General features: G+C 38.6%; 14 protein-coding genes and 2 pseudogenes. 10 read left to right on the plus strand and 6 right to left on the minus strand.

The features are described 5' to 3' along the window. Positions 1–9: 9 nt before the first annotated feature. The 3 genes and pseudogenes from topA to ACYPZI_RS07630 all read right to left on the minus strand — a co-directional run. Positions 10–2346 (minus strand): type I DNA topoisomerase, encoded by a 2337-nt coding sequence (topA, locus tag ACYPZI_RS07620; RefSeq protein ID WP_459600236.1) that lies wholly within the window; start codon positions 2344–2346, stop codon positions 10–12. Between the two features lie 188 nt (positions 2347–2534). Continuing rightward, positions 2535–3293 (minus strand): annotated as a pseudogene (locus tag ACYPZI_RS07625) (IS630 family transposase); the annotation flags it as partial. Then, positions 3176–3553, minus strand: a pseudogene (locus tag ACYPZI_RS07630) (helix-turn-helix domain-containing protein); the annotation flags it as partial. The pseudogenes ACYPZI_RS07625 and ACYPZI_RS07630, both read right to left, overlap by 118 nt. Before the next feature lie 205 nt (positions 3554–3758). Here ACYPZI_RS07630 and ACYPZI_RS07635 point away from each other — a divergent pair. From ACYPZI_RS07635 to ACYPZI_RS07645, 3 genes are all read left to right on the plus strand, one after another. Beyond that, positions 3759–4694, plus strand: coding sequence for an RluA family pseudouridine synthase (locus ACYPZI_RS07635; RefSeq protein ID WP_459600238.1), 936 nt, complete (start codon positions 3759–3761; stop codon positions 4692–4694). After that, the gene (locus ACYPZI_RS07640; RefSeq protein WP_459600240.1) at positions 4691–5245 is read left to right on the plus strand and encodes a helix-turn-helix domain-containing protein; all 555 of its coding nucleotides are present in this window, start codon (positions 4691–4693) and stop codon (positions 5243–5245) included. Before ACYPZI_RS07635 ends, ACYPZI_RS07640 begins: the two co-directional genes overlap by 4 nt. Positions 5246–5321: 76 nt before the next feature. Continuing rightward, positions 5322–6974 (plus strand): AMP-binding protein, encoded by a 1653-nt coding sequence (locus tag ACYPZI_RS07645; RefSeq protein ID WP_459600242.1) that lies wholly within the window; start codon positions 5322–5324, stop codon positions 6972–6974. A gap of 211 nt (positions 6975–7185) precedes the next feature. On the opposite strand, the gene ACYPZI_RS07650 is transcribed toward ACYPZI_RS07645, so the two are convergent. Then, positions 7186–8388: an FprA family A-type flavoprotein gene (locus tag ACYPZI_RS07650; RefSeq protein WP_459600244.1), complete on the minus strand. Its 1203-nt coding sequence runs from the start codon at positions 8386–8388 to the stop codon at positions 7186–7188. A 14-nt stretch (positions 8389–8402) separates the two neighbouring features. Next, on the minus strand, positions 8403–9422 hold the full coding sequence (gene lgt, locus ACYPZI_RS07655) for a prolipoprotein diacylglyceryl transferase (protein ID WP_459600245.1): 1020 nt from the start codon (positions 9420–9422) through the stop codon (positions 8403–8405). Positions 9423–9773: 351 nt separating this feature from the next. Between lgt and ACYPZI_RS07660 the strand changes: the two genes are divergently transcribed. Genes ACYPZI_RS07660 through ACYPZI_RS07670 form a run of 3 tightly spaced genes read left to right on the plus strand, consistent with a single transcriptional unit; the run spans position 9774 to position 14461 of the window. Further along, positions 9774–11747: a glycogen debranching enzyme N-terminal domain-containing protein gene (locus ACYPZI_RS07660; protein ID WP_459600247.1), complete on the plus strand. Its 1974-nt coding sequence runs from the start codon at positions 9774–9776 to the stop codon at positions 11745–11747. Between the two features lie 27 nt (positions 11748–11774). Further along, positions 11775–13031 (plus strand): glycosyltransferase, encoded by a 1257-nt coding sequence (locus ACYPZI_RS07665; RefSeq protein WP_459600249.1) that lies wholly within the window; start codon positions 11775–11777, stop codon positions 13029–13031. 17 nt (positions 13032–13048) lie between these two features. Then, positions 13049–14461, plus strand: a complete 1413-nt coding sequence (locus ACYPZI_RS07670) for a glycoside hydrolase family 57 protein (protein WP_459600251.1) — start codon at positions 13049–13051, stop codon at positions 14459–14461. Between the two features lie 23 nt (positions 14462–14484). On the opposite strand, the gene ACYPZI_RS07675 is transcribed toward ACYPZI_RS07670, so the two are convergent. Next, positions 14485–15231, minus strand: a complete 747-nt coding sequence (locus ACYPZI_RS07675) for an RDD family protein (protein WP_459600253.1) — start codon at positions 15229–15231, stop codon at positions 14485–14487. An 87-nt stretch (positions 15232–15318) separates the two neighbouring features. On the opposite strand from ACYPZI_RS07675, the gene ACYPZI_RS07680 reads away from it, so the two are divergent. From ACYPZI_RS07680 to ACYPZI_RS07695, 4 genes are all read left to right on the plus strand, one after another. Continuing rightward, the gene (locus tag ACYPZI_RS07680; protein ID WP_459600255.1) at positions 15319–16347 is read left to right on the plus strand and encodes a stage II sporulation protein M; all 1029 of its coding nucleotides are present in this window, start codon (positions 15319–15321) and stop codon (positions 16345–16347) included. Further along, positions 16304–17131, plus strand: a complete 828-nt coding sequence (locus tag ACYPZI_RS07685) for a DUF7847 domain-containing protein (RefSeq protein WP_459600257.1) — start codon at positions 16304–16306, stop codon at positions 17129–17131. Before ACYPZI_RS07680 ends, ACYPZI_RS07685 begins: the two co-directional genes overlap by 44 nt. Before the next feature lie 61 nt (positions 17132–17192). Beyond that, positions 17193–17903: a hypothetical protein gene (locus ACYPZI_RS07690; protein WP_459600259.1), complete on the plus strand. Its 711-nt coding sequence runs from the start codon at positions 17193–17195 to the stop codon at positions 17901–17903. After that, positions 17893–19356, plus strand: a complete 1464-nt coding sequence (locus ACYPZI_RS07695) for a DUF4350 domain-containing protein (protein WP_459600261.1) — start codon at positions 17893–17895, stop codon at positions 19354–19356. The genes ACYPZI_RS07690 and ACYPZI_RS07695 overlap by 11 nt, the downstream gene beginning before the upstream one ends. Positions 19357–20254: the final 898 nt, after the last annotated feature.

The following is a 20254-nucleotide window of genomic DNA, read 5'->3' on the forward strand; positions in this document are numbered from 1 at the left end:
ATTAATACTTTATTTTTTCTTTGTCTTCCCTTTAGCCTTTGATGGCGCTTTTTCATCTGTAGAGCTTACAATTTTCATTACAGATTCAAAATCAAGGCTAGTAGGATCTGTACCTTTAGGAATCTTATAGTTATTTTTCTTATATGCTATATAAGGTCCATAACGTCCGTTTAAGAGTTGGAGGTCTGCATCTTCAGTGAATACTTTAATCACTTTTTCTGCATCCTTTTTCCGTTTGTCTTCAATTAATGGTATTGCATCCTCTATGTTAACACTATAAGGATCGTACCCTTTAGGTAAGGAAATGAATTTGCCGTCGTGTTTTACATAAGGGCCGAAACGGCCGGCGCCGACACTGACCTCCTTACCTTCAAATTCTCCGATAGTACGGGGAAGATCAAATAGCTTCAAAGCTTCTTCAAGTGTTATTGTGGCTATGGACTGGCTCTTTTGGAGACCCGCAAACTGAGGTTTTTCTTCTTCCTCCTGCACTCCGATCTGTACCATTGGCCCAAAGCGGCCGATCTTTACTGATACCTGTCGTCCTGATTTAGGATCAACACCCAGGATACGCTCTCCCACCTTATGATCGGTCTGCATATTTGTTGCAGATTCTACTGTTGGATGAAATGCTTTGTAGAATTTATCGATCAGCTTTGTCCAATTTTCTTCTCCATCTGCAACCTGGTCAAATTCCCTTTCAACATTTGCTGTAAAGTTATAGTCTAAGATATCAGGAAAGAATTTTGTCAGGAAATCATTCACTACTATTCCGGTGTCTGTTGGCAACAATTTTCCTTTATCTGCCCCGGTTATTTCTGTTTTCTGGTTATCTGATATTTTGTCTTTTTTCAGAGTCAGAATATTATATTGACGTTCTGTACCTTCTATATTCGACTTTTCCACATACTCGCGATTCTGTATAGTAGATATTGTAGGTGCATAAGTAGACGGGCGTCCAATACCCAATTCTTCCAGCTTACGAACCAACGATGCTTCGCTATAACGGCTCGGACGCTGAGTAAAGCGTTCTGTGGCAACAGCCTCCTTCATATCTACAACATCTTGCACTTTCACCTGAGGCAAAAGAGTTGTTTCATTATCTATATTTTCGTCGTCAGAACCTTCCAGATAAACATGCAAAAATCCGTCAAACTTAATCACTTCACCTACAGCAACAAACTTCAAATCTTTACTATTGGATATATCAACCGTAACAGTTGTTTTTTCAAGTTCTGCATCAGCCATCTGCGAAGCAATCGTTCTTTTCCAGATCAGGTCATAGAGTTTTTTCTCCTGTGCCGTTCCCGATATTGTATGTTCCGACATATACGTAGGACGAATAGCCTCGTGTGCCTCTTGAGCGCCTTTACTCTTGGTAGAAAACTGACGAACTTTTGAATATTGCTTTCCGTATGCAGATTCTACTTCTGCTTTCGCTGTATTTATAGCCAAACTCGATAAGTTTACAGAGTCGGTACGCATATATGTGATCTTTCCCGATTCATAGAGTTTTTGGGCAACCATCATAGTAAGCGATACCGGGAATCCGAGCTTGCGGGAGGCTTCCTGTTGGAGTGTAGAAGTAGTGAACGGAGCAGCCGGCGATTTTTTAACCGGCTTAGTCTCTACATCCTCGACTTTGAATGCTGCATCTTTCAATTTTTCTAACAGATCGAGAGCCTCTTTTTTTGTCTTTAAACGTTTACTAAGTTCAGTCTTAATCTCAGAAACGACACTATTGTCATCCTTCGTAAATATAGCTATCACTCTATAAGAAGCTTCCGTTTTGAAGGCCTGTATCTCACGTTCACGTTCCACAGTCAGCCTTACGGCCACAGATTGTACACGTCCGGCTGATAATGCAGGCTTTACCTTACGCCATAATACAGGAGACAACTCAAAGCCGACTATGCGGTCGAGTACACGGCGAGCTTGTTGGGCATCTACCAGATTCTCATCTATATTACGGGGATTTTCTATAGCATGAAGAATTGCATCTTTGGTTATTTCGTGGAAAGCGATTCTCCTTGTTTTCTTTTTATCAAGCTTTAAAGTCTCATACAAATGCCAGGATATGGCTTCCCCCTCACGGTCTTCATCGGAAGCCAACCATACCATATCTGCGTCCTTTGCCGCTTTTTTCAGTTCATCCACAACTTTCTTTTTATCGGATGGAACTTCATATATAGGAGTGTACCCGTTTTCCAGATCAATACCCAGGTCTTTTTTCTTCAAGTCTCTGATATGTCCGTAGCTGGACATTACTTTGTAATCTTTACCTAAAAATTTCTCTATTGTCTTGGCCTTTGCCGGGGATTCAACTATTACTAAATTTTTCTGCATATTAAGGCGTATTCGCTATCGTACCGAAACTGTTCGGCTAATTAGTTCTTTTATTGACCGCAAAAGTAATGATTTTGTTTTAAAAAGCAGTTAAAAAAGTATTTAGAGTTCTGTTTTCAAATTAATTTGTGTTTAATTCTACAATTGTAGTAAAAAAATATGAAGCGTACTTAAGTAAGTTCACATAATTAAGCTGCATGATTTTTAAAGTTCACATACAAGACTTTTCCTACATTTGCCAAGGCTCTGTTTGCAGCGTAGAACAGATTATCTTTGCTAATGTAATCTTGTGGCTTTATCCACTTTCCCTTGAGTATTCTCCAAAGCGTTTCCGCAAGGTTAAGATGTGGAGAGTATGGTGGAAGAAAGAAGATGAAAAGTCCTCTCTTCTCCCAAATCTCGCGATGGCACATGACTTTCTTTGCCCGATGAATCTTTGCGTTATCAAGTACAACAACAGTCTTCTTCCTGATGCGAAGCGATAAGTCGTCAAGATACTCGATGATTCTCTCAGAGTTGATGGATTCAGTTGTGGTAAACCCGTCATAATTGGAGTCCCTGTCAATGATTCCAAAGCAATTGAGCCTGAATTTCTGATCACAAGGGACGTAATAATCCTCTCCCTTGAACTGCCACCCATAAGGCACATAGCCGCTGGTGCATACATGGGATTCGTCTCCGTAATAAAGGTCTACGAGACCTTCTGCATATTGAACTTCAAGTCTTTGCAACTTCTCGCACTTGTACGCATAGAGTTGCGGCGAGGGCTTTCCCCTTGGACGTTTTCTTATACGTTTATATCTTGCGCCAATGCTGATAAAAAACGCTTGAACGTTTCGTACGAGGACGTTTTGTCCGAAGATGCTTCCCAAGCGGCTTTCGCAGCTTTTACACTCTGCCGGTCGGCTTCGATGGCTTGGCGTATCGTTTCTTCGTCTGCTTCCTTGCTTATAATCGGCTTGGCTCCCTGTCCGGGGCGGTTCTCCAATCCTTCGAGACCTTCTGCCTTGAATCTGTCCACCCATTTGTTGATTGACTGTTGGCACAAGTCCACTTTCCCCGCTATTTTCGGCGAACTCAATCCTTGTGCCTTTAACAAGACGGAAAGGCAGCGTTGGCGCAGGAAATGCGCACGACCGTGTTTGTATCCATTCTCCAGAATGCGGATCGGCTCCGCAGACAAATGTCGCTCTTTGATTTTTCCCATACTTATAATTGTGGTTAGTATTGGAATAACGCATATGGAGAATGAAAATTATCATTTAAACTAATTTTGTTGAACTACTTAATTTAAAAATGTCCACGAAAGCAAGAGTCGAAATCTTTAACATATAATATATCGAACATTTCTCTAAAATGTTCCTCTCTTCATTGAAAAGATTTACCTTTGCGCTGTTTATAGATTAACATATATGAGAAATTCATCGAAAAGGGATACTGTTTTACAAGAAATAAAAGCTGATAAGCCAATTCAGTTGTTGGATTTTCTTGTAGAGAAACAGGTACGTAAAAGCCGTAACGCTATAAAATCTTTATTAGCCCATAAGCAAATTAAGGTGAATGGCAAACTGATAACTCCGTTTGATTTTGAATTGAACAAAGGCGATAGGGTTGTTGTCATGAAATTCGATCAGTCCCGTAAGGAGAAAAAAATGAAGGGGCTGAAGATTATTTTCGAAGACGAAGATTTGATAATAGTGGACAAAGAAGCAGGTTTTTTATCCGTATCCACCGATAAGGAAAAAATGCGTACTGTGTACGGTATGCTCAATGAATATGTAAAAAAGCAAAATAAGAATGCTCGTCTTTTTGTTTTACATCGTCTCGACAGAGAAGTGTCCGGCTTATTAATCTTTGCCCGTAGCGCTGAATTGCAAGATATTTTTCAAAAGAACTGGGATAATCTTGTAAAAAAATATTTATATACAGGTGTTGTGGAAGGCATACCTGCTAAGAAAGATGATACGTTAGTATCGTGGTTGACCGAGAACAAAAACTTTGTGATGATGTCTTCGTCTTATGATAATGGCGGATTAAAATCGGTATCTCATTATAAAGTGCTCAAATCGGTAGGACATTATTCATTATTGCAATTTGACCTTGAAACCAGACGTAAAAATCAGATAAGGGTACAGATGCAGCAAATTGGCTGTCCGATAGTAGGGGACAAAAAATATGGGGCGTCGAAGAATCCTATAAAACGTATTGCTTTGCATGGAGGAGAACTTCAGTTGAAACATCCGACAACAGGGGAGCTGCTCGAGTTTAAGAGTTCCACACCCAAAGTTATGCAGCAATTACTGACAATTAAGAAAAAAGAAGAATCGGATAAATTAGATAAATCATGAACGAAGATGTAAAGCAGATTGGTCAACGGCTCAAGGGGTTGCGTGAAGCTTTGGATATGACGCCCGAAGAATTTGCAAATTCGTGTAATATTTCTCCGGCGGAATATCTTAAATATGAGTCTGGAGATAAGGATTTGACCATAAGTGTATTGAAAGGAATAGCATCAGTGCATAATGTCGATGTATCGATACTGATGTTTGACGATGAGCCGCGTATGAGTAGCTATTTTCTTACTCGTAAAGGTAAAGGATTGGCTGTTAATCGCGTTGCTGATTATAGCTACCAGATACTTGCCGGAGGTTTCAATAATCGTAAAGCAGAGATATTTGAGGTGACAGTAGAGCCTAAAGGTGAAGATGAGGAAATTCATCATAGTACTCATGCCGGACAAGAGTTTAATTTAATTCTTGAAGGTCGTATGTTGTTACAAATAAATGGTAAAGACCTGATATTGGAAGAGGGGGATAGTCTATATTTTGACTCTAGCCTTCCTCACGGTATGAAAGCTTTAGATGAAAAAAAAGTCAGATTTTTGGTAGTTGTATTATAAGAATTTCAAAATTTCAGGTTTCAGGATTTACATAATTATGGACTAGTCATGAAATCATGAAATCAAATAAAAGGTTATGTTAGAAAAATTTCTGAAACAAACAAGTTTTACTTCAACTCAGGATTTCGCAGAAAACTATCATGTGCATATCCCTGAGAATTTTAATTTCGGCTACGATGTTGTTGATCAATGGGCGAAAACTAATCCTGAAAAAAGAGCCATCTGTTGGGCTAACGATCAGGGTGAACATATCGATTTTACATTTGCAGATATAAAGGAGCAAAGCGACCGTGCAGCATCTTATTTTCAATCGTTGGGTATTGGCAAAGGAGACAAGGTTATGCTTATTCTAAAGCGTCGTTACGAATTCTGGTTTGCTGTGATCGGGTTGCATAAGATTGGAGCAATAGCCATACCTGCTACTCATTTGTTAACAAAGAAGGATATTGTATATCGCAACAATGCTGCGGATATAAAAGCGATAGTGTGTGTGGACGATGCAGTTGTGATAGAGCATATAAATGCAGCTATGGCTGAATCCCCGTCCGTTAAATTCAGAATCTCCTGTGGTGGGGAAACACCCTCCGGCTGGGAGAATTTTCATGAGGGATTGAAGTCTGCAAATTCATTCAGTAAGCCGCAACATGTAAATTCTAACGATGATGTATCCCTTCTTTACTTTACTTCGGGAACAACCGGGGAGCCTAAAATGGTGATTCATGATTTTACATATCCTTTGGGACATATTGTTACAGCCAAGTATTGGCATAATTTGGATGAAAACAGTTTACATCTTACAGTCGCGGATACAGGTTGGGCAAAAGCCGTATGGGGGAAACTCTATGGACAGTGGATTGCAGGGGCGGCGGTAATGGTATACGATCATGAGAAATTTACACCTCAGATAGTATTGAATCTTATACAAGAATTTAAAATAACTTCATTTTGTGCTCCGCCTACAGTGTACCGTTTCATGATACGCGAAAATTTATCAGAATATGATCTTTCGTCTCTTAAATATTGTACTACGGCAGGGGAAGCATTAAACCCTTCTGTTTTTGAAGCTTTTTATAAATCCACAGGGATAAAAATGATGGAAGCTTTTGGTCAGACAGAAACGACTCCTACCATTATTACCTTTCCATGGATGGAACCTAAACCCGGGTCTATGGGTGTTCCTAATCCTGCATATGATATGGATCTTATATCTCTTGACGGGCGTTCAGTTGAAGACGGAGAAGTAGGGGAGGTAGTTATAAATACAGACAAATTTAAGCCTTTAGGCCTGTTTATGGGGTATTATCGTGACGAGGCTTTAACCAAACAGGTGTATCACAATGATATATACCATACCGGGGATATGGCTTGGCGCGATGAGGATGGTTATTACTGGTTTGTAGGGCGTACCGACGATGTTATCAAGAGTTCGGGCTACCGGATTGGCCCTTTCGAAGTAGAAAGCGCTTTGATGACACATCCTGCCGTGGTGGAATGTGCCGTCACAGGAGTGCCTGATGATATAAGGGGGCAAGTAGTAAAGGCTACGATTGTTTTGGCAAAGGACTACAAAGATAAAGCTGATGACCATTTAAAGCATGAAATACAAAATCATGTGAAGAGCGTAACGGCTCCATATAAATATCCGCGTATTATTGAATTTGTAGAAGAATTGCCTAAAACTATAAGCGGAAAGATAAAACGTGCGGAAATAAGAAAGCAAGAAAAATAAAATTTCTATACGAATATACTGGAATAAAAGAGGAAGAGGCTGTCTCAAAAGTAAAACAACACTATTAAAGTGTTACTCTCTTTGTTATCCTGAGTGCAACGAAGGATCTAATTCCTCCGGAAATGAGATGTTTCACTCCGTTCAATATGACAAAAAGATAGTAAAAAATACTTTTGAGACAGCCTCTTCTTGTTTATTTTATCAATTTTTATTATCTATCTTGTTTTAGCCTGTCAGCCATTGCCTTGCCTAACGAGATACATGCTTCATAAGTGTTCAGGCGCATAGTTTGTTTCATTTCTACCGGCGAACCTACTACTTCGAACTTTGTATCCTGTGCAAATTGGGCTAGACGTTTTACCGCGGCACCTGCCCAAGTAAACGAACCAAAGTATCCAAAGTGGCGATGTTTCATATCCCGGCTTTCTATTTTTGATAATAAATATTCTACTTCCGGGAATAATTTATTATTGTATGTAGGCGATCCTATAATAAGGCCTTTATACTTGAAAATATCCCGTATGATGTACGAGTGAGAGCGTTTAGATACATTATGCAGAATAACTTCCCGTATGCCTTGCTGTGCCAATTCGTACGCTACCGTTTCGGCCATTTGCTCTGTATTGCCATACATGCTGCCATATGCAATGACAACACCCTCGTCGCCTTGATAGCGGCTAAGTTTGTCATAAATTCCAATAACTTTTTGTATCTGGTCTTCCATCGTCCATATAGGACCGTGAGTAGAACATATGTAATTTATCTCCAGTGCTTTTAATTTTTCCAGTGCTTTTTGTACCGGCGAGCCGAATTTTCCCACAACATTTGAATAGTAGCGTATCATTTCGTCATAATAGCGTTCAGGATGTAGTTGCGCATCAGTAATACCTCCATCAAGGGTACCAAAAGTACCGAATGCGTCGCCCGAAAAAATAATTTTGTGCATGGTATCATAGGTCATCATCGTTTCAGGCCAGTGAACCATTGGTGTAAGATAGAATATAAGTTTATGTTTACCCAGAGATAGTTCTTCTTCATCTTCAATGACCTTTACACCGTCTGTGATACCGAAAAATCCTTCTATCATATCGGCAGTACGTTTGTTCCCAACGATCTGTACATTTGGAAATCTGGTTCGCAATAAGCCTAGAGATCCGGAATGGTCGGGTTCCATATGGTTGATGATAAGATAGTCGAGAGTTTTGCCTCCCAATGCTACATCCAGCTTTTGAAGGAATATTTCAGAATAGCAAATGTCAACCGTGTCAAACAATGCTGTTTTTTCATCCGAAATCAGGTATGAATTGTATGAAACACCTTTTGGTAAGGGCCACAAGTTTTCGAATAGATGTTTTGTCCGGTCATTTACACCGATATAATACAGATCTTCTTTTATTGGAATTGGTTTTAACATGCTATCTAATGAATTTACTTCTTTGTTTTATCGGGAATAATGTCTTTATTAGTAAGTGCATTCCATATTAGCCATATACCCCAGATAATAAATGGTAAACTAAGTAGTTGCCCCATATTTATACCGTAGCTGGCTATCATATCAGTTTCGAATGCTTCCTGATTGTATTTGATGAATTCTATTAAGAACCTCGACAGAAAGATCCCTATCAGCGATATGCCAAGAATAAGTCCTCTCTTAGCTTTTGCGTTTGTTTTATAAAACAGGTACATACCAAGCCCGAATACAACCAAATAGATAAGTGCTTCATATATTTGTGTCGGGTGGCAAGGTAGTTCTCCCGATCCTCCCATCTCGAGAGGCTGATGCCAATGAGGATCTCTTATAAATTTAAAGCCCCATGGCAGGGTTGTCGGTCCGCCGTATATTTCAGAATTCATAAGATTCCCCAAACGTATGGATGCAGCACCCAGACCAACACCGATTACAAGGCGATCAAGTGTTTGGATGGTTGTTTTGCGAGTAGTATATATCATTGCTATACAGAGACCTATAAGTAATCCCATAAACCCGGCTTCTTTCCATCCCAAAGTCAGCCCGGGGGCGATGTAACTAACTATGATACCTAACACTAATCCTATGGCGGAGGAGATACCTATATATTTCCGGTTTATCTTTTCATTTGTTATTTTCAGCGAATAGAGGCATACTCCTATTGTCATTCCTATAGCTCCGCCGTGACTGGCTAGCCCTCCTTCCCATATCTTCAATATTTCTAATGGGCGTGACAGGTAACCAACCGGATCATAAAATAGACAATGTCCTAATCGCGCACCTATGATAAGGCTGACCACTACGTATAGAAAAAGCGAATCGAACCACTTTTCGGGCAGTTTTTCCGACTTATACATTTTTTGTACAATAATGGATGTCAGCAATACTGCCGACGCCCAAAGAATACCGTACCACCGTATTTCGCGCCCGAAGAAAGAAAATGCTTCAGGGTCAATATTCCATGTAATAAATGAAAGCATATATGTCTATTTCAAGTTTTCATAAGATCTTTTCGGGATACAAAGATATAAAAATCCAAATAGGATAGGTGTAGTAATAGAAAAAAGTTATAAAGAATTAATTTGTTTGTTTTTATGCTAATTTGTTTGTTATTAGTATTTTATATTGTTTTTTACTTATTCGCCGTTATGTGAAATAATTCTAAATAAGAAAGGTTATGTGAACAATGTATTGCTATAAAACAATAAGAAAATAGTATTTCTGGTTTGTTATTCGGACTATTTTCTTATCTTTAAAACGAATATAAGTGAAGAGCACTTTTATTTGTTTAATTTTTGTGTTGTATACCCTATTTCTAGCACTAGTATATTATGAGCTATCAAAAAACGAATACATATCTTAAATTCGATAAGTCGCGTATGCTTAATCTCGAATATTCTCTTAACAGGGAGATTCTGAGGACTAATAGGCGTGGCGCTTATCATTGCACTACACTAGTAGAATGCAATACCCGCAAACAACATGGTGTTTTAGTTGTTCCCGTTCCTAAATTAGGTAATTCCAACCATGTTCTTTTATCATCATTCGATGAAACAGTAATACAGCACGGAGCGGACTTTAATCTGGGTATTCACAAGTACGACGGGAATAATTTTAGTCCTATGGGGCATAAATATATTCGTGAATTCAGTTGTGACTCTTTGCCGCGTACCATATACCGGGTTGGAGGGATTATCTTATCGAAAGAGAAAATGTTTTCGCTGAAGGATAATACTATTTATATACGTTACACCCTGCTTGACGCCCATTCGCCGACGACTATGAAATTCAGGCCTTTTCTGGCATTTCGTGAGATAAATCAACTTACCGCAGAAAATACTGTTGCCGAGCATGGATACAAAGAAGTGGAAAATGGCATAAGCATGTGTATGTATAGCGGATATCCGGAGCTATTTATGCAATTTAGTAAAAGCGTAAACTTCGTTTTTGAACCTAATTGGTATAAAGGCATAGAGTACCAAAAAGATATGGAAGAAGGCATGCCATATAAGGAAGATTTGTATGTGCCCGGATATTTCGAACTTCCTATAGCCAAAGGCGAGTCTATTATATTTTCGGCCAGTGATGTTTTAAGTGAAAACACTATTGATCTGCCAGACTTGTTCGAAGAAGGTATAAAAGAACGTACACCTCGCTCCTCTTTTTATAATTGTCTTAAAAATTCAGCTCATCAGTTTTATTATCGTCCGTCTAAAGACGAACTGTATTTGTTAAACAGTTATCCTTGGGGAGAAGTCAGGGCTAGGGATCAGTTCCTGGCTCTGAATGGTTTAACACTGCAAATAGATAAGGATAATATTTTTGAAGAAGTAGTAGATACTGCGATTCCTGCGATAGAACAGTTGATGGATGCTAAGCCGGTAACAAGAAGATTTCTTAAAGATATAGGCGACGCGGATGTATTGCTTTGGTTGGTCAGGGCATTGAAGAAATATTCTGTTAGTCATAGTGAACGTTTTTATATTAAATATGCATCATTAGTCAGCAAGATAGTTGAATTTATACAAGAGGGTAAACATCCGAATCTGAAGCCTTTGGCTAATGGACTTTTGAGTGTGGACGGTAGAGTGGGCTACCCTAGCTGGATGCACCAGCCATCTGCCGATAATATATACAAAGTACCACGTACAGGATGTTTAGTCGAAATTAATGCTTATTGGTACAATGCGTTGATGTTTAATCAGGAAATAGCCAGGACAACTAATAATTTAGAACTCGAAAAAGAAATGTCTTTATTGGCAAACTTAACGAAAGAGTCATTTTTAGAGACATTCCTTAACGATAGTGGTTACTTATACGATTATGTAGTTGGTAATTATGTGGACTGGAGCGTCAGGCCCAATATGTTACTGGCCATAGCTGTCGATTATCCTCTTTTAGACAGGCGTCAGAGCAAATCGATATTGGATATAGTAACAAAAGAATTGCTTACACCGAAAGGAATACGTTCGCTGAGTCCTAAAAGTATCGGTTTCAGTCCTCGTTACGAAGGATCTCAGTACGATAAGATATATAGTAGTTATAATGGCGGAGCTTGGCCATGGTTGTTGAGTCCGTATATGCAAGCATATATGAAGGTGTTCCAGCGGAGTGGATATTCTTTATTAGACAGGTTGCTTATCGATGTAGAGGATGAAATGGCAAACGACTGTGTCGGTTCATTGTCTGCTGTCTACGATGGTAATATACCCTATTTGGGACACGGGCCGATCTCGCATGCGATGAATGTTGCAGGAGTAATATCTGCATTAAATATGCAAAAGGCTTTTGTTGACGAATATTAAATTATTAGAAATTGAGATAATCAATATATGAAAGCATTAATGTTTGGATGGGAATTTCCCCCGCATATTTTAGGTGGATTAGGAACCGCCAGCTATGGTCTGACAAGGGGAATGGCGATACAGCCTGATATGGATATAACATTTGTAATACCTAAGCCATGGGGCGATGAGGATCAGAGTTTTTTAAAGATAATCGGAGCTTCCAATACCCCTGTTGCTTGGCGCGATGTACACTGGGATTATGTTAGTGAGAGATTGTCTAAATATATGGATCCTCAGGAATATTATAATTTGCGGGATCATATTTATGCCGATTTCAATTATTTGCATACAAATGATCTGGGTTGCATTGAGTTTTCCGGCAGGTATCCCGATAATCTTTTAGAGGAGATCAATAACTACTCTATTGTTGCCGGAGTCATAGCCCGCACCTACAATTTCGATATTATTCATTCCCACGACTGGCTTACATATCCGGCCGGTATCCATGCGAAAAATATATTGGGCAAACCTTTGGTGATACACGTACATGCCACGGACTTTGACCGTAGCCGTGGAAATGTAAATCCTCAGGTATATCAGATGGAAAAAAATGGGATGGATTATGCCGATCATATTATATGTGTGAGCGATCTTACCCGTCATACTGTTATCGAAAAATATCATCAGGATCCGGCAAAAGTTACCACAGTCCATAATGCCGTTGAGCCGTTGAGCGCTGAAATATTGGCTATAAATCCCGAAAAGGGCACGAAAGATAAAGTAGTTACTTTTCTGGGACGTATAACAATGCAAAAAGGACCTGAGTACTTTGTGGAAGCCGCAGCCCGCGTATTGGAAAAAGCCAAACATATCCGTTTTGTGATGGCCGGGAGCGGTGATATGATGGAACGGATGATTTATCTCGCCGCCGAGAAAGGAATATCAGACCGGTTCCATTTTACAGGATTCTTAAAAGGAAAGCAGGTTTATGAAATGCTTAAGCGAAGTGATGTGTATGTAATGCCATCAGTGTCAGAACCTTTCGGCATCTCTCCACTCGAAGCTATGCAATGCAATATACCGACGATCATATCTAAGCAATCCGGTTGTGCCGAAATATTAGACAAAGCGGTCAAAGTCGACTATTGGGATGTGGGGGCAATGGCCGACGCTATTTATTCCATATGTACCTACGATGCTATGTCGGAGTTTTTGAGTGTGGAAGGCAAAAACGAAGTTGATGAGATAAAATGGGAATATGCCGGACAGAAGGTGAGAAATATATACGATAATCTATGTTAATAATAAAATAACCATATATGAAAAATATTTGCTTCTATTTTCAGATACATCAGCCTCATAGACTGAAAAGATACAGATTCTTCAATATCGGAGGCGATCACTATTATTACGATGATTTTGCCAATGAGGACTTTATGCAACAGATAGCCCAGATCTCTTTTATTCCCGCCAACAGGCTTATTCTGGATATGATAAAGGAAACGAATGGCGCTTTCAAAGTTGCATTTTCCATATCAGGTGTTGCTCTGGACCAGATGGAAATATATGCTCCTGAAGTGATTGATGGTTTTAAGGAACTGGCTGATACCGGCTGTGTCGAGTTTTTATCAGAAACGCAGGGGCATTCTCTCGCATCTCTGATTAATCCGGAAGAATTCAAAAAGCAGGTAAAAGAGCATGATGATAAAATCGAAGGTTTATTTGGCCAACGGCCAAAAGTATTTAGAAATACAGAACTTATATTTTCTGACGAAATAGCAAGTTTAGTATATGATATGGGATTTACCGGTATCTTAATGCCCGGGGCAAAAAGAACATTGGGATGGAAAAGTCCTAACTATGTTTATCAATCGGCAGAACAGCCTAAATTAAAATTATTATTAAGAAATCCTAAGTTTAGTGACGATATTGCAACCCGTTTTTCTAATTATGAGTGGAGTGAATACCCTCTTACTGCCGAGAAGTTTATAAATTGGATAGCTTCTACGCCTAAAGAAGAGCAGGTTATAAATCTGTTTATGAACTATGAAGCATTAGGAAATTTCCAGAAAAAGAGTTCGGGTATTTTCGATTTTATGAGAGCATTGCCTCGTTTCGCCGCAGAAAAGAATATAGGATTTGCTACCCCATCGGGAGTATTGGCAAAAATGAAACCTGTGGATAAAATATCTTCTATGCATCCCGTATCCTGGGTAGGAGAGGAGAGGGACATCTTTCCGTGGCTAGGGAATACTTTGCAGCAGGAGGCTTTCAATAAATTATATGAGGTTGCGGAACGGGTTAGTATGAGCCGATCGAGACGCTTGTTGCAAGATTGGACATATTTGCAATCCAGTGATCATTTCTATTATATGGGTACAAAAAATGTATTGCCATTTAGTCCGTATTCTTCTCCTTATGAGGCATTTAATACATACATGAATGTATTAAGTGATTTTAAAGAAAGAGTAGCGTCAGAATTCCCGAGTTCTATAGAAAATGAAGAGTTGAACTCTTTGCTTACTACTATACACAATCAGGCTGATGAAATAGACCGCCTCGAAAGTCAGGTTGAAGAGCTGGAGGCTAAGTTGCCAAAAATGACAAAGGTCTCATCGGATAAGCCGGAGGCTAAACCTGTTCCGAAAGTACAAGTAAAACCTAAAAACGAAAAAATTCAGGCAAAACCAAAGATAAAAGCGGAAAATAAAATCGAGAAAAAATCGAAATAGTTTATGCAGCTTTTAAATAGGCTCTAGACTTCCCGCAAGGCCAGAAAATTGTAATCGCTAACGATTTTCTGGAGGAATACCCTGTCCGGTCCATCATAGACGTAACCTGTAATAGATTTTATCCTGTCTGCCAAACGCTGATTGAAGTACTCGTTATACTGCATCCTTTCGTCGTCAATAATCGTGCGAATTGTTTGTATATCCTTATCCGACAAGCGATCAAGTATATCGCTGTAACTGACTTTGTAGTCGTCATGAAAGTCCAGATCGGCAAGATTCAGCTGTTTGTTTTTGGCATCCAACCGCAGGTCTATAACTGTAGTGCCCGCCAGGTAATCGCCAAGACGTTGGGATTTTTTCGTAACAGCTATCATTATTACTGCAAGCAGCCAGTAGGTAAGTGGGAAATCGACTAATCTGAATAACCATCTAAGCAGATATGAAGTGCCGGAAGGAGCTGTGCCGTCTACATTCACCACTCGTATTTTGACAATCATCTTACCTATGCTTTGCCCATGATTGTATGTTTCCATTAACAAGTCGTAGAATAGAATAGGGAAAGTAATAACGATGACGAAGAAAATCATAAGCCCATTATCCGAAAAAGCGCTGAATAAGCTCTCCCCTGCCAATGAGACTATTCCCGCCCAACCTAAATACCAAATGAAGATAACAACCCAGTCAAGAATATAGGCCAGAATACGATATCCTACGCCTGCTGTTTCGTAGTCTATAGTAACATTTTGTGTCGTTTGAACTTCGATATTCATACTAAGTAATAAGGATAAATGACAAAATTAATTTATTTGAATGATTTTTAGCTTATTTTTTTATTCTTTTTGTTCAAAGAGTTATATTTGTGCTACAAACTAAAAATAGCCGGTCATTGTTTGATGAGAGAAGCCGCATTTGTAAAACAGAACAAGGAGAAATGGCAACAGATTGATAGCCAGACTCAATATAAAGATATTTCGGCTGAAGCATTAGCAGATAGTTTTATAGAACTTACGGATGACCTTTCGTATGCCAGGACATTTTATCCCAAATCACAAACAGTCAGGTACCTTAATCAGCTTACAGGCAGGTACTTCATTAATATATATCGATATCGTAAGAAGGAGAAAAATCGCTTTTTGCGTTTTTGGACAGAAGAGCTTCCTCTTATTATGTACGAGTATCGGAAGCACATGCTCTATTCTTTTATTTTTATGTTGGCAGGCGTTGCACTTGGAGTTTTTTCCCAACAGCAGGACTCTACATTTGCCGGTCTCATACTTGGACCGGGTTATGTAAATCAGACTCTGGAGAATATAGAAAGTGGTGATCCGATGGCTATTTACAAAAGCACCGATCAGACTCCCATGTTTTTCTTTATATCTACGAACAACATCAAGGTAGCATTTATTGCCTTTATATTCGGAATATTTTGTTCTGTGGGAACTGTTTGGGTGTTATTTTCGAATGGCATCATGCTGGGTGTTTTTCAGTATTTCTTTTATAAAAAAGGGTTGCTTTTGACTTCCGCGATGTCTATCTGGTTGCATGGCACATTAGAGATTTCAGCTATTATCATAGCAGGAGGCGCAGGGATGATACTCGGAAACAGTATTTTATTTCCCGGGACTTACAAGCGGATCTATTCGATACAGAAGGCCGCTAAAGATGCTGTAAAAGTAGTGATCGGGCTTATTCCTGTATTTGTTGTGGCTGCCTTTATAGAGAGTTATCTGACCCGCATGACAGAGATGCCTGTCTATTTCAATCTGATAATAATCGGGCTTTCGGCCTTATTTATTATATGGTACTTTTTTTATTATCCTTATTATTTAAATAAAAAACGCAATGGAAAAGATCAAATTGTACGAGACCCGGGATTTCAGCGGTAATTTCGATACTACGCTAAACTTCATTAAGCAAAATTACGGGGCAATCTTAAAGCCTCTTCTTTTAGTTATTCCTGTTATATTACTTGCTGTTTATCTTCAACCCAATACAAGTGATATTCAGATCGACTATGGCAACCCTTGGGCAACTTATGCCGAATTATTTACATTCAAATTTTTCCTGTCCACCTTTTTAATTTGGCTGTCATTATTCATTGTCATGCTTTATACGACATGCTATATGGCAGAATATGCTAAGTCAGCAGATGGAAAAGTAAATACAGCTAATGTTTGGCCTAAAGTGTTTGCTTCCATTCTACCTGTTCTTGCGGCTTCTATAATTTACTCCGTTTTGATGATTATAGGTTTTATCCTTTGTCTTATTCCGGGTATTATTATAGCTGTCTATCTGTATTTCTATATGTACGTATATATTGTGGAAGATAGGGGCGTAGTAGACAGCCTGCAACGTAGTTACGAATTGGTTAAAGGAAACTGGTGGGTAACACTTGGATATCTTATTGTATTTGGTATCATATCTTTTCTTTTAAGCCTTATCTTTGCCATCCCTACACTATTGGTTACTATAGGATCTTTCATGCAGATAGACTTTTTTACCAGCGACGTGTTTGTATATATAACATCCTTTATCGCTAAAATAGGGGACGTATTGGTGTATCCTATTGTATATATAGCCGGAGGTGTTATGTATTTCAGCTACAGAAACCAACTGGAAGGTATCGATATGGAGTCTGATATAGATAATATCGGCGGGTCTCAATATTAATTCCTGTAAATTGCACCATAAATCAACAAATATAAAACTAACAGTTAAGAGCATTTTTCTAATGCTCTTGCTGTGTTTTTGCGTTTCATTAACAAGTCAGAATGATTCGGTAGGTATTTCTTCTACGCCTGTCTTAGAGACCCGGCCTGTTGATATCCGGGTTCCGGATAAGGACAAAATAGAAGAATACAAAAAAGATTCACGTTTCGATTATGCAAAAAACAAACAGCAAGGAGCACAAATATCTTTGTGGGATAAGTTGTGGTATGATATCAATGAGTTTATAGATAATGTATTTAGTGCAGTTGCATCTTCAGGGGCTTTGAGTTTTGTAGTCATCATGGTCTGTATTCTCTTGGTTTGCCTGCTGTTGATGAAACTCATAGGCGTTGATTACCGGACGGTTTTAGGTAAGAAAAAAATAGATACGCCCGCGATTGATATCTATACCGAAAATGTACACGAAATGAATTTCGATGTGCTTATCTCGAATGCTTTACAAAATAAAGATTATCGCTTGGCTATACGCTTTATATATCTCAAGAATTTAAAGCTACTTTCGGATAAGGAAATAATAACATGGAATGCCAATAAGACGAATTATAGTTACCAATATGAGATAAACAATAATAATCTTCGTACTAAATTTCTGGAAACAACACTTATTTTCGATTATGTATGGTATGGTGAATTTCCGGTAGAGGAAGCAGGGTTTTCTGAATTATCATCGTATTTGAACGATTTTAGCAGTATGATAGCCAATGAAAGATAAGAAATACATAATACTGATTGTGGTGATTATCTTGATGATAATTGGATTGTCTATAGCCAAGACAAATAAGCCTAAGCCATTGGATTGGTCTCCTACATTTATCAATGCTAAGACAGACCCGTTTGGTACGTATATTACATATCAGCTGTTGGAAGATATGTTTGATAAAGGTAAAATCCGCTCTACCCGCAGGCCTGTGTACAATAATCTGAAAAAAAATGTAGATGATTATTTTGGATATGACGAGTCGTATGTTTATAATGAAGATGAAACGACTTACGATGATCCGGATTCTGAAGAAGGCCGGGTATTAAGAGATTCTGTAACAGTACTCATCGAAGAAGGGGATACTTTATCGGCTGTTGATATGTATAATAAACATACAAAAGTGGGTTTATATGAATCAAGAAAGTATGTTGAGGCCTTAGCTGATTGGATCCAACAAACGAAAGAAGCGGAGAATACCGACCCGTCTGCGTGGTATCGAGATTTGGAAGCCTTGAATGATACGACGTCGTATATTTTTATAAACAGGACCTTTTCAGTCGATAAACTGGATTTAGAATATTTATTGGACTTTGTCGGATTAGGTAACAATGTATTTATCTCAGCGGAATCTTTTTCAAAAAATTTGTTGGATACGCTAAAAATCAAGGCAGATAGAATAAAACAGTCGTCAGATACTCTATTTTCACTGGTGGACTCACCCGGTAAGAAATATAGTTTTGGAAGTATTTATGCACAAATGAAGCTGACAACTGAGAAAGACAACCGTTTGGTGGTACGGGCTTTGGGCTTTAATACTAAATGGGACACCGTTTTTGTAGAAGTGAATTATGGTAAAGGGCATTTCTATTTACATACGCTACCATCAGCTTTTGCAAATGTCAATCAACTTCAGGTTGATAAATATGATTTTGCATTCCGTAGCTTGTCTTATTTGCCCAAAAACAGTAAAGTGGTTTGGGATGAATATCAGAAGCAAGGGCCGGTGGGAGAGGATAGCGAGTTCAGGGTTATCTTCGACAGCCTTCCATTGCGCATAGCGTTTTATATGGTACTTACAGGCCTCTTGTTGCTTGTGATATTCAGGGCAAAGCGTACTCAACGTGCTATTCCGGTAATAAATCCGCCGGTCAATTCATCTTTAGAGTTTCTGAGTACTATAAGTAATTTATATTATCGAAAGAAGGATTTTAAGGATATTGCTGACAAACGCCACGCCTATTTTCTCGATTTCATCAGGAAAAATTACTATTTGCCTACTGAAAATATCAATGATGAATTTGTCGATGTTCTCAGTTTAAAATCGGGACTTGAGGCAGAAAAGTTAAAAGACTTATTCACATTATATAAAGATATAACTACATTAGCATATATTTCAAATGATACTTTTTTGAAATATAATGGTTTATTGGAAGAGTTTTATAAGAAAGCCAAGAATAAAAATTAGCAAATTAGCAAATTAGTAAATTAGCAAATTAGCAAATGTGAAAATTTGAAAATGGCGCGAAGCGACAGTAACTTGTAACTAAGTTAGTTTTATCTATAGATACGATTTTTAATTTGAAAATTAGCGAATTTGAAGATTTGAAAATTTAAAAATGAGTGTGGAGTTTGTTACATTTTAGTTAAAAAGTTACGAGTAGACGAGATACGAGGTACAAGTTGTTGATTGTTGACTGATTACTGCTAACTGAAGTTTGTTACTTTTTAGTTAAATTCTGGTTTGTCATGCTGACGATAGGAAGCATCTCCTGTTTCTCGGAGATCGGGATCCTTCCCTGCGGTCAGGATGACAAAGAGGGTAGCCGCGCGAGCAAGGGCTAACGGCTAACAGCTAACAGCTACTGACTACTAACTACTGTTCCTCCTGTGGAAGTTTGTTACATTTTAGTTAAAATCAATACCCACAAGCAACTTTGCGCAAGTTGAAGCAAACTGACTGATTACCAGTATTTTAATCAAAAGGCAAACAGGTTGATGAAGCCGTAAAAGACCGGAAAATACCCCTTTCGGACAGGGTACAGTTACTAAACCGTTACCTGTATTTCCCCTGTTCCGGCTTGATAAACGATACCTGAACGTTGTATGTAAACCTTTGATTGGCATACGGTTGTTTATAGTGATCCTGGCTTTATACAGGTAAACCTACATAAAAATCTTCGATTTTTAGGCCAGTTGTATAAAAAACCAAGACCACCCTTATCTTTATAGGCTGAGAGGTATCAGCGTGTGATCCACAGATTGTAATTATTTACCGTGGTCTATGCCACAAAATTTATTATCCCATGAGAAAAGTATGTGGTCTTGATGTTCACAAAGATAGTGTCTTTGTGTGTATTTTGAGC

Source organism: Dysgonomonas reticulitermitis (assembly GCF_054601275.1).

What these genes read in the sequence shown, in the direction of transcription:
- topA (WP_459600236.1), bottom strand. Translation starts at nt 2,346, where the DNA reads ATGCAGAAAAATTTAGTAATAGTTGAATCCCCGGCAAAGGCCAAGACA.
- ACYPZI_RS07635 (WP_459600238.1), top strand. Translation starts at nt 3,759, where the DNA reads ATGAGAAATTCATCGAAAAGGGATACTGTTTTACAAGAAATAAAAGCT.
- ACYPZI_RS07675 (WP_459600253.1), bottom strand. Translation starts at nt 15,231, where the DNA reads ATGAATATCGAAGTTCAAACGACACAAAATGTTACTATAGACTACGAA.
- ACYPZI_RS07645 (WP_459600242.1), top strand. Translation starts at nt 5,322, where the DNA reads ATGTTAGAAAAATTTCTGAAACAAACAAGTTTTACTTCAACTCAGGAT.
- lgt (WP_459600245.1), bottom strand. Translation starts at nt 9,422, where the DNA reads ATGCTTTCATTTATTACATGGAATATTGACCCTGAAGCATTTTCTTTC.
- ACYPZI_RS07690 (WP_459600259.1), top strand. Translation starts at nt 17,193, where the DNA reads ATGCTCTTGCTGTGTTTTTGCGTTTCATTAACAAGTCAGAATGATTCG.
- ACYPZI_RS07665 (WP_459600249.1), top strand. Translation starts at nt 11,775, where the DNA reads ATGAAAGCATTAATGTTTGGATGGGAATTTCCCCCGCATATTTTAGGT.
- ACYPZI_RS07650 (WP_459600244.1), bottom strand. Translation starts at nt 8,388, where the DNA reads ATGTTAAAACCAATTCCAATAAAAGAAGATCTGTATTATATCGGTGTA.
- ACYPZI_RS07695 (WP_459600261.1), top strand. Translation starts at nt 17,893, where the DNA reads ATGAAAGATAAGAAATACATAATACTGATTGTGGTGATTATCTTGATG.
- ACYPZI_RS07670 (WP_459600251.1), top strand. Translation starts at nt 13,049, where the DNA reads ATGAAAAATATTTGCTTCTATTTTCAGATACATCAGCCTCATAGACTG.
- ACYPZI_RS07640 (WP_459600240.1), top strand. Translation starts at nt 4,691, where the DNA reads ATGAACGAAGATGTAAAGCAGATTGGTCAACGGCTCAAGGGGTTGCGT.
- ACYPZI_RS07685 (WP_459600257.1), top strand. Translation starts at nt 16,304, where the DNA reads ATGGAAAAGATCAAATTGTACGAGACCCGGGATTTCAGCGGTAATTTC.
- ACYPZI_RS07660 (WP_459600247.1), top strand. Translation starts at nt 9,774, where the DNA reads ATGAGCTATCAAAAAACGAATACATATCTTAAATTCGATAAGTCGCGT.